Origin of the sequence: Mycobacterium kyogaense (assembly GCF_003254575.1) — a bacterium.
GTDB lineage: Bacteria > Actinomycetota > Actinomycetes > Mycobacteriales > Mycobacteriaceae > Mycobacterium > Mycobacterium kyogaense.
Genome location: NZ_QJUA01000025.1, coordinates 1 through 15,123, shown reverse-complemented (window position 1 = coordinate 15,123; position 15,123 = coordinate 1). Strand labels below are relative to the sequence as shown.

General features: G+C 66.4%; 18 protein-coding genes. 16 read left to right on the top strand and 2 right to left on the bottom strand.

Going from position 1 to position 15,123, the window contains the following annotated elements:
* Positions 1 to 18 precede the first annotated feature (18 nt).
* The 15 genes from rpmE to DMB80_RS17055 all read left to right on the top strand — a co-directional run bounded on the left by rpmE (position 19) and on the right by DMB80_RS17055 (position 12,883).
* A complete protein-coding gene (gene rpmE / locus DMB80_RS17125) occupies positions 19 to 246 on the top strand; it encodes a 50S ribosomal protein L31 (RefSeq protein WP_046361380.1) in 228 nt (75 codons plus the stop codon).
* Between the two features lie 106 nt (positions 247 to 352).
* A complete protein-coding gene (gene prfA / locus DMB80_RS17120) occupies positions 353 to 1,429 on the top strand; it encodes a peptide chain release factor 1 (protein WP_111510957.1) in 1,077 nt (358 codons plus the stop codon).
* 23 nt (positions 1,430 to 1,452) lie between these two features.
* Positions 1,453 to 2,280, top strand: a complete 828-nt coding sequence (prmC, locus tag DMB80_RS17115; protein ID WP_162938584.1) for a peptide chain release factor N(5)-glutamine methyltransferase — start codon at positions 1,453 to 1,455, stop codon at positions 2,278 to 2,280.
* Positions 2,281 to 2,293: 13 nt separating this feature from the next.
* On the top strand, positions 2,294 to 2,956 hold the full coding sequence (locus DMB80_RS17110) for an L-threonylcarbamoyladenylate synthase (protein ID WP_046361382.1): 663 nt from the start codon (positions 2,294 to 2,296) through the stop codon (positions 2,954 to 2,956).
* A gap of 2 nt (positions 2,957 to 2,958) precedes the next feature.
* Complete coding sequence (locus DMB80_RS17105) at positions 2,959 to 4,164, top strand: glycosyltransferase family 4 protein (protein ID WP_111510955.1); 1,206 nt, start codon at positions 2,959 to 2,961, stop codon at positions 4,162 to 4,164.
* 263 nt (positions 4,165 to 4,427) lie between these two features.
* The gene (locus DMB80_RS17100; protein WP_111510954.1) at positions 4,428 to 4,889 is read left to right on the top strand and encodes an ATP synthase subunit I; all 462 of its coding nucleotides are present in this window, start codon (positions 4,428 to 4,430) and stop codon (positions 4,887 to 4,889) included.
* Between the two features lie 19 nt (positions 4,890 to 4,908).
* On the top strand, positions 4,909 to 5,706 hold the full coding sequence (gene atpB, locus DMB80_RS17095) for a F0F1 ATP synthase subunit A (RefSeq protein ID WP_111510953.1): 798 nt from the start codon (positions 4,909 to 4,911) through the stop codon (positions 5,704 to 5,706).
* Positions 5,707 to 5,777: 71 nt separating this feature from the next.
* Entirely contained in the window at positions 5,778 to 6,026 is a 249-nt protein-coding gene (locus DMB80_RS17090) for a F0F1 ATP synthase subunit C (protein ID WP_046361386.1), read from the top strand.
* Positions 6,027 to 6,035: 9 nt separating this feature from the next.
* Positions 6,036 to 6,545: a F0F1 ATP synthase subunit B gene (locus DMB80_RS17085; RefSeq protein WP_111510952.1), complete on the top strand. Its 510-nt coding sequence runs from the start codon at positions 6,036 to 6,038 to the stop codon at positions 6,543 to 6,545.
* On the top strand, positions 6,545 to 7,882 hold the full coding sequence (locus tag DMB80_RS17080; RefSeq protein ID WP_111510951.1) for a F0F1 ATP synthase subunit B/delta: 1,338 nt from the start codon (positions 6,545 to 6,547) through the stop codon (positions 7,880 to 7,882). The genes DMB80_RS17085 and DMB80_RS17080 overlap by 1 nt, the downstream gene beginning before the upstream one ends.
* 49 nt (positions 7,883 to 7,931) lie before the next feature.
* Positions 7,932 to 9,572 (top strand): F0F1 ATP synthase subunit alpha, encoded by a 1,641-nt coding sequence (gene atpA / locus DMB80_RS17075; protein WP_111510950.1) that lies wholly within the window; start codon positions 7,932 to 7,934, stop codon positions 9,570 to 9,572.
* 41 nt (positions 9,573 to 9,613) lie between these two features.
* On the top strand, positions 9,614 to 10,543 hold the full coding sequence (locus DMB80_RS17070) for a F0F1 ATP synthase subunit gamma (RefSeq protein WP_111510949.1): 930 nt from the start codon (positions 9,614 to 9,616) through the stop codon (positions 10,541 to 10,543).
* A gap of 33 nt (positions 10,544 to 10,576) precedes the next feature.
* Positions 10,577 to 12,028 carry a F0F1 ATP synthase subunit beta gene (gene atpD, locus DMB80_RS17065; RefSeq protein ID WP_111510948.1) on the top strand — a complete coding sequence of 484 codons (1,452 nt, stop codon included), beginning with the start codon at positions 10,577 to 10,579 and terminating at the stop codon, positions 12,026 to 12,028.
* A 36-nt stretch (positions 12,029 to 12,064) separates the two neighbouring features.
* The gene (locus DMB80_RS17060; RefSeq protein ID WP_046361392.1) at positions 12,065 to 12,430 is read left to right on the top strand and encodes a F0F1 ATP synthase subunit epsilon; all 366 of its coding nucleotides are present in this window, start codon (positions 12,065 to 12,067) and stop codon (positions 12,428 to 12,430) included.
* Between the two features lie 6 nt (positions 12,431 to 12,436).
* Positions 12,437 to 12,883: a DUF2550 domain-containing protein gene (locus tag DMB80_RS17055; protein ID WP_162938581.1), complete on the top strand. Its 447-nt coding sequence runs from the start codon at positions 12,437 to 12,439 to the stop codon at positions 12,881 to 12,883.
* Here DMB80_RS17055 and DMB80_RS17050 read toward each other — a convergent pair.
* Positions 12,877 to 13,452: a cob(I)yrinic acid a,c-diamide adenosyltransferase gene (locus DMB80_RS17050; RefSeq protein ID WP_111510996.1), complete on the bottom strand. Its 576-nt coding sequence runs from the start codon at positions 13,450 to 13,452 to the stop codon at positions 12,877 to 12,879. The genes DMB80_RS17055 and DMB80_RS17050 overlap by 7 nt on opposite strands.
* Before the next feature lie 78 nt (positions 13,453 to 13,530).
* On the opposite strand from DMB80_RS17050, the gene murA reads away from it, so the two are divergent.
* Positions 13,531 to 14,784, top strand: coding sequence for a UDP-N-acetylglucosamine 1-carboxyvinyltransferase (gene murA / locus DMB80_RS17045; protein ID WP_111510947.1), 1,254 nt, complete (start codon positions 13,531 to 13,533; stop codon positions 14,782 to 14,784).
* 70 nt (positions 14,785 to 14,854) lie between these two features.
* Here murA and DMB80_RS28400 read toward each other — a convergent pair.
* Positions 14,855 to 15,123: hypothetical protein (locus DMB80_RS28400; protein WP_205538739.1), on the bottom strand; the 269-nt coding region annotated here is incomplete at its 5' end.

The window sequence follows — 15,123 nt, the reverse complement described above, 5'->3', positions numbered from 1 at the left end:
ACGAATGAAGAGGAAACCATGAAATCAGGCGTCCACCCGGACTACGTCGAGACCAACGTGCTGTGTGGCTGCGGTGCCACCTTCACCACCCGCAGCACGAAGAAGAGCGGCAACATCACCGTCGAGGTCTGCTCGCAGTGCCACCCGTTCTACACCGGCAAGCAGAAGATCCTCGACAGCGGCGGCCGCGTCGCCCGCTTCGAGAAGCGCTACGGCAAGCGCACGAAAGCTTCCGACGACAAATAGCTGACCGAACGGCGCCCGCTCTGCTGCACACCGCGCAGGCCGGGCGCCGTTTCGTGACTGGGGCACAACTACAGCAGGGACGACGACGCATGCCAGAGGAGGCGAGATGAGCGATACCGCAACGGCGATCGACGCCATCCTGGCTGAGCATGCCGAGCTCGAGCAGCGTCTCTCCGAGCCCGAGCTGCACGCCGATCCGGCGACGGCCCGCAAGGTGGGCCGCCGGTTCGCCCAGATCGCGCCGATCGTCGCCACCTCCCGCAAACTCGATGCGGCGCGGGGCGACCTCGACACCGCCCGTGAGCTCGCCGCCGATGACTCGTCGTTTGTCGGCGAGGTCGCCGAGCTGACGGAGACGGTCGAGCGGCTCGAAACCGCCCTGACCGATCTGCTGGCCCCCCGCGATCCCCACGACGCCGACGACATCGTTCTCGAGGTCAAGTCCGGTGAGGGCGGCGAGGAGTCCGCGCTGTTCGCCGCGGACCTCGCCAGGATGTACATCCGATACGCCGAACGGCACGGCTGGACCGTCACGATGCTCGACGAGACGGCCTCCGACCTCGGCGGATACAAAGACGCGACGCTGTCGATCCGCAGCAAGGGCGATTCCGCCGACGGTGTCTGGTCGCGATTGAAGTTCGAAGGCGGAGTGCACCGCGTGCAACGCGTCCCCGTCACGGAGTCCCAGGGTCGCGTGCACACCTCGGCGGCCGGCGTCCTCGTGTATCCGGAGCCCGAAGAGGTGGAGCAGGTCCAGATCGACGAATCCGATCTGCGTATCGACGTGTACCGCTCCTCGGGCAAGGGTGGCCAGGGCGTCAACACCACGGACTCCGCCGTGCGGATCACCCACCTGCCCACCGGCATCGTCGTCACCTGTCAGAACGAACGCTCGCAGCTGCAGAACAAGGCGCGGGCGATGCAGGTGCTCGCCGCGCGGCTGCAGTCACTCGCCGAGGAGCAGGCGTCCGCGGACGCCTCGGCCGACCGCGCCAGCCAGATCCGGACCGTGGACCGCAGTGAGCGCATCCGCACCTACAACTTCCCCGAGAACCGGATCGCCGATCACCGGATCAACTTCAAGGCCCACAACCTCGACCAGGTACTCGACGGCGACCTCGACCCGCTGTTCGACGCGCTGGCCGCGGCCGACCGGCAGGCACGGCTGCAGAGCGCGTCGTGACCGTGGCGGGCGGCCCCGTGACGATGCGTCGGCTGATCGACGACGCCGCGGAGCAATTGGCCGCCGCCGGCGTCGGATCGCCGAGGGTCGACGCTGAACTGCTCGCCGCCCACGTCGCAGGCACCGATCGGGGGCTGGTCGGCTTCACCGTTCCCGACACCGACTTCGCACAGCGCTACGGCGCTCTGATCGCGCGGCGGGCGCAACGCGTCCCGCTGCAACACCTCACGGGCACCGCAGCCTTCGGGCCGGTGTCGGTCCACGTCGGGCCGGGCGTGTTCATCCCGCGTCCCGAGACCGAGGCGCTGCTGGAGTGGGCGCTGGCCCAACCGCTGCCCGCAGAACCGGTGATCGTCGACCTGTGTACCGGTTCGGGCGCGCTGGCGCTCGCGCTCGCGACAGCCCGGCCCCGCGCCCGCGTCGTCGCCGTCGACGATTCGCCCGATGCTCTGCGCTACGCCCGCCGCAACGCCGAGGGCACCTCGGTGGAGGTGGTGTCCGCCGATGTCACGTCGGCCGATCTGCTCACCGAACTCGACGGCGCCGTCGATCTGCTGGTGACGAACCCGCCCTACATCCCAACCGGTGCACAGCTGGAACCCGAAGTGGCGCAGTATGATCCGTCGCATGCGCTGTTCGGAGGCCCGGACGGGATGGCGGTGATCGACCACATCGTCGTCGCCGCGGCCCGGCTGCTGCGACCGGGCGGCTTCTGCGCTGTGGAACACGACGACACCACCTCGGTGCGCACGGTCGATGCGTTCACCCGCGTCGGACGGTTCACCGACGTGACGGCTCGACACGACCTCACCGGGCGGCCACGCTTCGTGACGGCCGTGCGCGACGAGTGAGAGGCTGGCCAACGTGAGCGAGATGTTCGACTGCGACGACCCCGGTCAGCGTGAGATCGGGATCGCGTCAGCCATCAGCGCCCTCAAGGGCGGCCGCTTGGTGGTGATGCCCACCGACACCGTGTACGGCATCGGAGCCGACGCCTTCGACAGCGCCGCGGTCGCAGCGCTGCTCGCCGCCAAGGGGCGGGGGCGTGACATGCCGGTCCCGGTGCTGGTCGGCTCGTGGCACACCATCGACGGCCTCGTCTATTCGGTGCCGCAGAGCGCCAAGGAACTGATCCGGGCGTTCTGGCCCGGCGCGCTGAGCCTCGTGGTCCGTCAGGCCCCGTCACTGCAGTGGGATCTCGGCGATGCGAACGGCACCGTGATGCTGCGCATGCCACTGCACCCCGTCGCGATCGAGTTGCTGCGCGAGGTCGGACCGCTCGCGGTGTCGAGCGCCAACATCTCCGGGCGTCCCGCGTCCGTCAGCGCCCAGCAGGCCCGCGAACAACTCGGTGACCTCGTCGAGGTCTACCTCGACGGTGGTCCGGCCGAACAGCAGGCGGCGTCGACCATCGTCGACCTCACCGGCGCGCATCCCCGCGTCCTGCGGCAGGGTCCGGTCTCTGTCGACGCCGTCGCCGGTGTGCTCGGCGTCGAGGCCGCATCGCTGACGGCGATCACGGACTGATCATGTCCACCACGCTGCTGGCACTCACCGACCGTGGGGCGGGGGTGCCGCTGCGCGAGCTGGCCCTGGTCGGTCTGACAGCGGCGATCATCACCTATCTGGCCACCGGCTGGGTGCGGGTGCTCGCCACCCGCTGGGGTGCGGTCGCCTATCCGCGCGAACGCGACGTGCACATGCAGCCGACGCCGCGGATGGGCGGGCTGGCCATGTACGCGGGCGTCGTCTTCGCCGTCCTGCTCGCCTCCCAGCTGCCTGCGCTGACGCGCGGCTTCGTGTACTCATCGGGTCTGCCGGCCGTCGTCGTGGCAGGTGGTCTGATCATGGTGGTCGGATTGATCGACGACAGGTGGGGGCTCGACGCGCTGACCAAGTTCGCCGGTCAGATCACCGCGGCCAGCGTGATGGTCACGATGGGTGTGGCGTGGAGCGTGCTCTACATCCCGATCGGCGGGGTCGGCACCATCGTGCTCGACCAGGTCGCGTCCATCCTGCTCACGCTCGCGCTGACCGTCGCCATCGTCAACGCGATGAACTTCGTCGACGGCCTCGACGGTCTGGCGGCCGGTCTGGGGCTGATCACCGCGTCTGCCATCTGCATCTTCTCGGTCGGGCTGCTGCACGACCACGGCGGCGACGTGCTGTTCTATCCGCCCGCCGTGATCTCGGTGGTGTTGGCCGGTGCATGCCTGGGCTTCCTGCCGCACAACTTCCACAAGGCGCGGATATTCATGGGCGATTCCGGGTCGATGCTGATCGGGCTCATGCTCGCGGCGGCCTCCACCACCGCGGCGGGGCCGATCTCGCAGACGGCCTACGGTGCGCGCGACGTGTTCGCCCTGCTGTCACCGTTCCTGCTCGTGGTCGCGGTCATGTTCGTGCCTGCGCTGGACATGCTGCTCGCGATCATCCGCCGGACCCGGGCCGGCCTGAGCCCGTTCAGCCCGGACAAGATGCACCTGCATCACCGCCTGCTCGAGATCGGCCATTCACACCGGCGGGTGGTGCTGCTCATCTACTTGTGGGTGGGCATCGTCGCGCTCGGAGCGGCGAGCACGATCTTCTTCGATCCGCGCCACACCGCCGCGGTGATGGCCGGCGCCATCGTGGTGGCCGGCGTGGTGACGCTGATTCCGTTGCTGAGGCGGCGCGACACCGACGGTCAGGACGTCGTCGACGGGCCCGCGAACCGGATATACGACAAAAAGTAGTAGGGCCCCTTTTGGGGCTCTCACCATGTGTTAGGGTTCAGTTAGAACCCGAAAAAACCTCGCGGGTTGCCGGCCTCCGAACCATTGGTTCCCAGGATTTCTGGGAGGCGATCGGGGCGGACACGCGACCGACAGATCGACTGATTCAGGAGCTTCTTCTTGGGTGATTCCCGCGCGCCCGTCGCACTCCGATACGCTACGGACGCTCACAGGATCAACGAGACGACGCTCACACGACATGACCGCGGGATTGAGGTGACGCAGTGACGACGCCAGCGCAGGACGCGCCGTTGGTGTTCCCCTCCGTGGCCTTCCGGCCGGTTCGTCTGCTCGTGATCTGTGCGGCCGTCTCCGGCCTCGTCACGGTCGCCGCGGCGCTCGTCGGCTACCCCCTGTTCGGCGCGTTCTTCGCGATCGGTATGGCGCTGGGCCTGACCAATGCTCTGCTGGTGCGTCGCGCGGTCGATTCGATCACCGCGGGCGACCATCCGCTGAAGAAGAAGATGGCGCTGAACTCCGCGTCCCGGCTGCTGGCGATCACCGTCGTCGGACTCACCATCGCGTTCGTGTTCCGACCGATGGGCCTCGGCGTGCTGTTCGGTCTGGCACTGTTCCAGGTGGTTCTCGTCATGAGCACCTCCCTGCCCGTTCTCAAAAAGCTGCGCGCCGGCGATCCCGACGCCGCGACCCCCGCTGCTGACACCTCGACGCCCACCGACGGATAGCTCAAGGACTGATTCGTAGATGACTGAAAGCGTGCTCGCCCTCGAGGTTGGTCACCACATCGAACAGAAGTGGTTCGGCCTGACGGTCAACGTGGACACCGTGCTGTCGACCGCCATCGCCGGCGTCATCGTCATCGCGCTGGCGTTCTTCCTGCGCGCCAAGGTGACCTCGACGGGTGTCCCCGGCCGCGTCCAGCTGTTCTTCGAAGCGATCACCATCCAGCTGCGCGCCCAGGTGGAGAGCGCGATCGGGATGCGGATAGCGCCGTTCGTGTTGCCGCTGGCGGTGGCGCTGTTCTGCTTCATCCTGTTCGCCAACTGGCTGTCGGTGCTACCGGTGCAGTACACCAATTCCGAGGGCGTCACCACCGAACTCATCAAGCCGCCCGCCTCGGACATCAACTTCGTGCTGGCGCTGGCGCTGTTCGTGTTCCTCTGCTACCACGCCGCAGGCGTCTGGCGCCGAGGCATCATCGGCCACCCCATCAAGGTCGCGAAAGGCCACGTCGCCTTCCTCGCCCCGATCAACATCGTCGAGGAGATCGCCAAGCCGATTTCGCTGTCGCTGCGACTCTTCGGCAACATCTTCGCCGGCGGCATCATGGTCGGCCTGATCGCGCTGTTCCCGGCTTGGATTCTCTGGCTGCCCAACGCCCTCTGGAAATCATTCGACCTCTTCATCGGTCTCATCCAGGCGTTCATCTTCGCTCTACTGACGATCCTGTACTTCGGGCAGTCGATGGAGCTCGACCACGACGATCACGACTCGAACCATGATTCCGACCACGCGAAGAAAGACGCGGCTACCGCGCACTGAGACCAGCACTACCCGTTAGACCCAACAGAACCTGGCGACAACCGAGAGCCAGTTATCAAGGAGGATAAGTAATGGATCCCACTATCGCTGCAGGCGCGCTCATCGGCGGTGGTCTGATCATGGCCGGCGGCGCGATCGGCGCAGGCATCGGCGACGGTATCGCCGGTAACGCCCTGATCTCGGGCATCGCCCGGCAGCCGGAGGCGCAGGGTCGGCTGTTCACCCCGTTCTTCATCACGGTTGGTCTGGTCGAGGCGGCCTACTTCATCAACCTGGCCTTCATGGCGCTGTTCGTGTTCGCCACCCCGGTCGGCGGCTAACTCGTCGTCATGGGTGAAACCACCGCACGGGTCTTGGCAGCCGAAGAAGGAGGCGGGGGGACCAGCAACTTCCTGATCCCCAACGGCACCTTCTTCTTCGTCCTGCTCATCTTCCTGATCGTGCTCGGCGTGATCTGGAAATGGGTGGTGCCGCCGGTGAGCAAGGTCTTGGCCGAGCGCGAGGCAATGCTGGCCAAGACCGCTGCCGACAACCGGAAAGCCGCCGAGCTGACGGCGGCTGCCCAGGCGGACTACGAAGAGACCATGGCCAAGGCCCGCAGCGAGGCAGCGTCGATCCGCGACGAGGCCCGCGCAGAGGGTCGCCAAACGGTCGACGAGGCCAGGGCCGAGGCCGGTAACGAGGTGTCGGAGAAGCTGCAGTCGGCCAACGCCGAGCTGGAGCGCAACGCGGCGTCGACCAACGAGGAGTTGCAGTCGTCGGTCGACGGCTTGTCGGCCACCCTGGCCGGCCGCATCCTCGGCGTCGACGTCAACGGCACTGCGAGCGAGAGGCGCTGATGTCCACCTTCATCGGACAGCTGGTCGGATTCGTGATCATCGTGGCGATCATCGTCAAATGGGTGGTCCCGCCGGTCCGCAAGCTGATGAACACCCAGCAGGAGGCGGTGCGCGCCGCGCTCATGGAGAGCAAGGCCGCTGCCGACAAGCTGTCGAACGCCGATGCGGAGCACGCCAAGGCCGTCGAGGAAGCCAAGAGCCGTGGTGAGAAGCTGACCGAGGAGGCCCGTGCCGACTCGTCCCGGATCACCGAACAGCTGCGCGAGCAGGCCGGCACTGAAGCCGAGCGCATCAAAGCGCAAGGTGATCAACAGGTTTCGCTGCTTCGTCAGCAGACCATCCGCGGGCTGCGTCAGCAGCTCGGCATGGAATCGGTGGCCAAGGCCGAGCAGGTCATCCGTGACCATCTCGCCGACGCCGATGCGCAGGCCGCATCGGTGGACCGGTTCCTCGACCAGCTCGACGACATGGCACCGTCCCCGGCGGTCCTCGAGGCCGGCGCTCCGCTCAACCTGCGTGCCGCCAGCCGTGAGGCACTCGCCGAACTCGTCAAGAAGTTCGAATCGGTCGCCGACGGTGCCGACGCGGATACTCTGACGACGCTCGCCGACGAGCTGACCTCGGTCGCCGAACTGCTGACCAAGGAGCATGCGCTCAACACTCACCTCGCCGAGCCCACCGACGAGCCCGCCGCCAAGGAGCAACTGGTCGAGCGGCTGTTCGCCGACAAGCTCGCGCAGGGCTCGGTTGATCTACTCAAAACCGCTGTGGCGCAGCGCTGGTCGACCGACAGCAACCTCGTCGACGCCCTCGAGCACGTGGCCCGGCTCGCCCTGCTTGTGCGCGCCGAGCGCAACGGTCAGAGCGAAGAGGTCGAAGAGCAGCTGTTCCGCGTGGGCCGGGTGCTCGACGCGGAATCGCGCCTGAACCGGTTGCTGTCCGATCCGACGGTGCCCGCAGACGAGCGGATCGAGCTGCTGAACAAGGTTCTTGAGGGCGGCGGGGGAGTCAACGACACCACCGCGGCGCTGCTGGCTCAGACTGTCCGGTTGCTGCGCGGTGGGCTCGCCGACGCAGCCGTCGCCGATCTCGCCGAGTTGGCGGTGTCCCGCCGCGGTGAAGCGGTAGCAGAGGTCACTGCGGCGAGCGAAATCAGCGACGAGCAGCGCACGCGTCTCACCGAAGTCCTCAGCCGCATCTACGGCACCGACGTGTCGGTGCAGCTCGACGTCGATCCCGAGATCCTCGGCGGGCTCCTCATCACCGTCGGCGAAGAGGTCATCGACGGCTCCATCTCCTCCCGGTTGGCGGCGGCCCGCACGGGCCTGCCGGACTGACCGGCCCAGAACTCCCAGCAACGAAACACGAAGGTAGGAAGACGAACCCATGGCAGAGTTGACAATCTCGGCTTCTGACATCGAGGGCGCGATCGAGGACTACGTCTCCTCCTTCGCCGCCGACTCCGACCGTGAAGAGATCGGCACGGTCATCGACGCGGGCGACGGCATCGCTCACGTCGAAGGCCTGCCCTCGGTCATGACCCAGGAACTGCTCGAGTTCTCCGGCGGCGTCCTCGGCGTCGCACTGAACCTCGACGAGCACACGGTCGGCGCCGTGATCCTCGGTGAGTTCGAGAAGATCGAACAGGGCCAGCAGGTCAAGCGCACCGGCGAGGTGCTCTCCGTGCCCGTCGGCGACAAGTTCCTGGGCCGCGTCATCAACCCGCTCGGGGAGCCGATCGACGGCCAGGGCGACATCGAGGCCGACGCCCGGCGCGCGCTCGAACTGCAGGCACCCTCGGTGGTTCAGCGCCAGGGTGTCTCGGAGCCGCTGCAGACCGGTATCAAGGCCATCGACAGCCAGACCCCGATCGGCCGCGGCCAGCGCCAGCTGATCATCGGTGACCGCAAGACCGGCAAGACCGCGGTCGCGGTCGACACGATCCTCAACCAGCGCGAGGCCTGGGAGAGCGGCGACCCGAGCAAGCAGGTGCGCTGCGTGTACGTCGCGATCGGCCAGAAGGGCACCACGATCGCCTCGGTGAAGCGGGCCCTCGAAGAGGGTGGCGCGATGGAGTACACCACCATCGTCGCGGCCCCCGCCTCTGACGCGGCCGGCTTCAAATGGCTGGCGCCGTACACCGGTTCGGCCATCGGCCAGCACTGGATGTACGACGGCAAGCACGTGCTGATCGTGTTCGACGATCTGACCAAGCAGGCCGACGCCTACCGTGCGATCTCGCTGCTGCTGCGCCGTCCGCCAGGCCGCGAGGCGTTCCCGGGTGACGTCTTCTACCTTCACTCGCGGCTGCTCGAGCGCTGCGCGAAGTTGTCCGACGAGCTCGGCGGCGGCTCGATGACCGGTCTGCCGATCATCGAGACCAAGGCCAACGACATCTCGGCGTTCATCCCCACCAACGTCATCTCGATCACCGACGGCCAGTGCTTCCTGGAGTCCGACCTGTTCAACCAGGGTGTGCGCCCGGCCATCAACGTCGGTGTGTCGGTGTCGCGCGTCGGTGGCGCCGCCCAGATCAAGGCGATGAAAGAGGTGGCGGGCTCGCTGCGTCTGGAGCTGTCGCAGTACCGCGAGCTCGAGTCGTTCGCCGCGTTCGCCTCGGATCTGGACGCAGCCTCGAAGGCCCAGCTGGACCGCGGTGCCCGTCTGGTCGAACTGCTCAAGCAGCCCCAGTACACCCCGTACTCGGTCGAGGATCAGGTCATCGCGATCTTCCTCGGCACCGGTGGCCACCTCGACTCGGTTCCGGTGGAAGACGTTGCGCGCTTCGAGTCCGAGCTGCTGGAGCACATCAAGGGCTCCCACAGCGACATCCTCGAGAGCATCCGGGAAAGCAAGAAGTTCCCGGAAGAGGAGCAGGACAAGGTCAGCGACATCATCAACGAGTTCAAGAAGGGCTTCTCCGCCACGGACGGAAGCTCGGTCGCGGTTGACGACAAGACCGAGGCGATGGACGAAGAGGACGTCGAGAAAGAGTCCGTCAAGGTCCGCAAGCCGGCCAAGAAGTAAGACCGACAACGACGTTGGACCGAAAGGGTCTGGAGAGCTAGATGGCTGCAACACTGCGCGAGCTTCGGGGGCGCATCCGTTCCGCCGGGTCGATCAAGAAGATCACCAAGGCACAGGAGCTGATCGCGACCTCGCGAATCTCGAAGGCGCAGGCCCGAGTCGAGGCGGCTCGGCCCTACAGCACCGAGATCACCAACATGCTGACCGAGCTGGCCAGTGCCAGCGCGCTGGATCACCCGCTGCTCGTCGAGCGGGAGAACCGTCGTCGGGCCGGTGTGTTGGTGGTGTCCTCGGACCGTGGTCTGTGCGGGGCGTACAACGCCAACGTGCTGCGGCAGTCCGAGGAGCTCTTCGCCCTGCTGCGTGACGAGGGGAAGGAGCCCGTGCTCTACGTCGTCGGACGTAAGGCGTTGGGCTACTACAACTTCCGTCAGCGCGATGTCGTCGAGTCCTGGACCGGCTTCTCCGAGCGGCCCGACTACGAGAACGCCAAGGAGATCGCCGAGACCCTGGTGTCTGCGTTCATGGCCGGGGCTGACGACGACGGTGATGACGCCGGCGCCGACGGAGTCCTCGGCGTGGACGAACTCCACATCGTGTTCACCGAGTTCAAGTCGATGTTGTCGCAGAGCGCGGCGGCGCGCCGGATCGCTCCGATGGTCGTCGAGTACGTCGAAGACGACCGTCCGGAGGACGGCCCCCGCACCCTGTTCACGTTCGAGCCCAACGCCGAGACGTTGTTCGACGCCCTGCTGCCGCGCTACGTGGCCACCCGCGTCTACGCCGCGTTGCTCGAGGCGGCGGCCTCGGAGTCGGCATCACGCCGACGGGCCATGAAGTCGGCCACCGACAACGCCGACGATCTGATCAAGTCCCTCACCCTGGCGGCCAACCGCGAGCGTCAGGCGCAGATCACCCAGGAAATCAGCGAGATCGTCGGCGGCGCCAACGCGCTGGCCGACGCCAAATGACCTCCAGCAGCATCGGTTAGGAAGCGATAGAAAATGAGCGCACCCGTAGAAGAGAAGTCCAAGGAAAGCACCAAGGAGACCACCGGTCGCGTGGTTCGTATCACCGGCCCGGTTGTGGACGTGGAGTTTCCCCGCGGTTCCGTGCCCGAGCTGTTCAACGCGCTGCACGCCGAGATCTCCTACAAGGAGCTGTCGAAGACGCTGACCCTGGAGGTCGCGCAGCACCTCGGTGACAATCTGGTGCGCACCATCTCGATGCAGCCCACCGACGGTCTCGTCCGCGGCGTCGAGGTGACCGACACCGGTAACTCGATCTCGGTGCCTGTCGGCGACGGCGTCAAGGGCCACGTGTTCAACGCCCTCGGTGACTGCCTCGACGAGCCCGGCTACGGCAAGGACTTCGAGCACTGGTCGATCCACCGCAAGCCCCCGGCCTTCTCGGAGCTCGAGCCCCGCACCGAGATGCTCGAGACGGGCCTCAAGGTCGTCGACCTGCTCACTCCCTACGTGCGCGGTGGCAAGATCGCCCTGTTCGGTGGCGCCGGCGTGGGCAAGACCGTGCTCATCCAGGAGATGATCAACCGTATCGCCCGTAACTTCGGCGGTACCTCGGTGTTCGCCGGCGTGGGTGAGCGCACCCGCGAGGGCAACGACCTGTGGGTCGAGCTCGAGGACGCCAACGTGCTCAAGGACACCGCGCTGGTGTTCGGTCAGATGGACGAGCCGCCGGGCACGCGTATGCGTGTGGCCCTGTCGGCGCTGACCATGGCCGAGTACTTCCGCGACGAGCAGGGCCAGGACGTGCTGCTGTTCATCGACAACATCTTCCGGTTCACGCAGGCCGGTTCCGAGGTGTCGACGCTGCTGGGCCGTATGCCGTCCGCCGTGGGCTACCAGCCCACGCTGGCCGACGAGATGGGTGAGCTCCAGGAGCGCATCACCTCGACCCGCGGCAAGTCCATCACCTCGATGCAGGCCGTGTACGTGCCCGCCGACGACTACACCGACCCGGCGCCGGCGACCACGTTCGCGCACCTGGACGCCACCACGGAGCTCTCTCGTACGGTGTTCTCGAAGGGCATCTTCCCGGCTGTGGACCCGCTGGCCTCCTCCTCGACGATCCTCGACCCGGCCGTCGTCGGTGACGAGCACTACCGCGTCGCCCAGGAAGTCATCCGAATCCTGCAGCGCTACAAGGATCTTCAGGACATCATCGCCATCCTCGGTATCGACGAACTCGCCGAAGAGGACAAGCAGTTGGTGAACCGGGCGCGTCGTATCGAGCGCTTCCTGAGCCAGAACATGATGGCGGCCGAGCAGTTCACCGGTCAGCCGGGCTCGACCGTGCCGCTCAAGGAGACCATCGAGGCCTTCGACAAGCTCACCAAGGGCGACTTCGATCACCTGCCCGAGCAGGCGTTCTTCCTGATCGGCGGTCTCGACGACCTGGCGAAGAAGGCCGAAAGCCTCGGCGCGAAGTTGTGATGAGCTCTCTGACGGCAGAAAAGAAGGTGGTGTGACATGGCGGAGATGAACGTCGAGATCGTCGCCGTCGAGCGTGAACTGTGGAAGGGCGAGGCGTCCTTCCTGTTCACGCGCACCACCGCCGGTGAGATCGGCATCCTGCCCCGGCACATTCCGCTCGTTGCCCAGCTCGTCGATGACGCGATGGTGCGAGTCGAGCGGGACGGTGAGGACGATCTGCGGATCGCCGTCGACGGCGGCTTCCTGTCGGTGACGGAGGAAACCGTTCGCATCCTGGTCGAGAACGCGCAGTTCGAGTCGGAGATCAATGCCGACGAGGCCAAGCAGGACTCGGAGTCCGACGACGACCGGACGGCGGCGTGGGGCAGGGCGCGGCTGCGCGCCCTGGGCCAGCTGGACTGACCGGCGATGAGCGCGTCCATGTTGTTCATGGTCGCGCTGGTCAGCGTGCTCCTGCTGGCCGTCATCGCGTTGAGCTACCGGTTGTGGAAACTGCGCCAGGTCGGCGGCACCGCGGCGATCCTGCGTGACGTTCCTGCGGTGGGCGGCCATGGATGGCGGCACGGCGTGATGCGGTACCGCGGTGGCGAGGCGCAGTTCTACCGGCTGTCGAGCCTTCGGTGGTGGCCCGATCGGACACTGAGCCGCCGCGGCCTGGAAATGGTGTCTCGGCGGTCTCCGCGCGGGGACGAGTTCGACATCATGACCGACGAGATCGTCGTACTGGAACTTCGCGACGTCATGGCGGACAGCGGACGGGGATACGAGATCGCCCTCGATCGCGGTGCTCTGACCGCGTTCACGTCGTGGGTCGAATCGCGGCCCTCGCCGCGAGCGCGTCGACGCAGCTACTGAGCCGGCCCGCCCGGGTGCCACAACACGGCGCCGTCGGGGTTGGCGACCCGCGACAGGATGAACAGCAGGTCGGACAACCGGTTCAGATACTTGGCCGGTAACGCGCTGATGGCATCGCCGTGTGCGTCGACCGCCAGCCATGCGGATCGCTCGGCCCGCCGCGCCACCGTGCGCGCCACGTGCAGGAGAGCCGACAGCGCCGTGCCGCCGGGCAGGATGAACGAGTTGAGTGCGGGCAGCGGCTCGTTGAACTCGTCGCACCAGGTCTCGAGGCGATCGATGTAGCTCTGCTGGATTCGCAGCGGCGGGTACTGCGGGTTGTCGACCACGGGAGTGGACAGGTCGGCGCCGGCATCGAACAGATCGTTCTGGATGTGTCGCAGCACGTGGAGGACGCGCTCGCCGGGTTGACCCAGCGCTACCGCGACGCCGATGGCGGCGTTCGTCTCGTCACAGTCGGCGTAGGCCACCAGTCGCGGGTCGTTCTTGGACACCCGGCTGAAATCGCTCAGGCCTGTGGTCCCGTCGTCGCCTGTCCGGGTGTAGATCCGCGTCAGATGTACCGCCATGCCCAAACCGTACGGGACGTTCACGGGGCCCGGTCTGCGGAGACTGACATGGATGATCGCGCTGTTTACACTGACCGCGTGGGTGAGCGTTTCGTGGTGACCGGCGGCAGCCGGTTGGCAGGCGAGGTGGCTGTCGGAGGCGCCAAGAACAGCGTCTTGAAGCTGATGGCGGCGTCGCTGCTGGCAGAGGGCACGAGCACCATCACGAATTGTCCCGACATCCTCGATGTCCCGTTGATGGCCGAGGTGCTGCGCGGCTTGGGAGCGACGGTCGATCTCGACGGCGACGTCGTCCGGATCACCTCGCCGGACGAGCCCAAGTACGACGCAGACTTCGCCGCGGTCCGACAGTTCCGTGCATCGGTGTGCGTGCTGGGTCCGCTGGTCGGCCGGTGCAAGCGTGCCAAGGTGGCGTTGCCGGGAGGCGACGCGATCGGGTCGAGACCGCTCGACATGCACCAGGCGGGACTGCGCCAACTCGGGGCGCGCTGCACGATCGAGCACGGCTGTGTGGTGGCCGAAGCCGACCACCTGCACGGCGCCGAGATCCAGCTCGAGTTCCCATCGGTCGGGGCCACCGAGAACATCCTGATGGCGGCGGTTCTCGCCGACGGCGTGACGACGATCCACAACGCGGCGCGCGAGCCCGACGTCGTGGATCTGTGCACGATGCTCAATCAGATGGGTGCCCAGATCACCGGTGCCGGGTCGTCGACGTTGACCATCACCGGCGTCGACCGGCTCTATCCCACCGAACATCGCGTCATCGGCGACCGGATCGTGGCCGCGACGTGGGGGATCGCCGCTGCGATGACGCGTGGGGACATCTCCGTCACCGGGGTGGATCCGGCGCACCTGCAGCTGGTCCTGCACAAGTTGCACGATGCCGGCGCGACCGTGACCCAGTCCGACGACGGGTTCCGGGTGGTCCAGTACGAACGGCCGAAGGCGGTGAACGTGGCCACGTTGCCGTTCCCCGGTTTTCCGACCGACTTGCAGCCGATGGCGATCGGGCTGGCCGCGATCGCCGACGGGACATCGATGATCACCGAGAACGTGTTCGAGGCGCGGTTCCGCTTCGTCGAGGAGATGATCCGGTTGGGTGCGGACGCACGCACCGACGGTCACCACGCGGTGGTGCGGGGGATACCGCAGCTGTCGAGCGCCCCGGTGTGGTCGTCGGACATCCGCGCGGGCGCGGGTCTGGTGTTGGCCGGACTGGTGGCCGATGGTGACACCGAGGTGCACGACGTCTTTCACATCGACCGCGGGTATCCGAAGTTCGTGGAAAATCTCGTCAGTCTGGGCGCGGAGATCGAGCGCGTCAGCTAGTCTCCGCGGCCCGTTTTGGCCTCTTGCGCTGGGGATTTGGGCGTCTGGCCGACAGCACGTAGTATTTCCCTCACAAGCCGATGACCCCGGTCGAAAGACCTGAAGTTGGAGCTTGACCGCCCTGATCACATGCAGTACAGTGGCAGGGTTGCCTGAAAACGGCGATGTTGTTTGAGAACTCAATAGTGTGTTTGGTGGTTTTTGTTTGTTGTTTTTTTGTTGTGTCCGCATTTTCCCGTTTGGGGGCGCAACGTTTTTTTGCCAGATGTTTCTGGTGTTTGTGATCGGATTTTTCTGATTCGGATTCTGCCCGGTCTTGTATCGGGAGTTTTTGTTTGG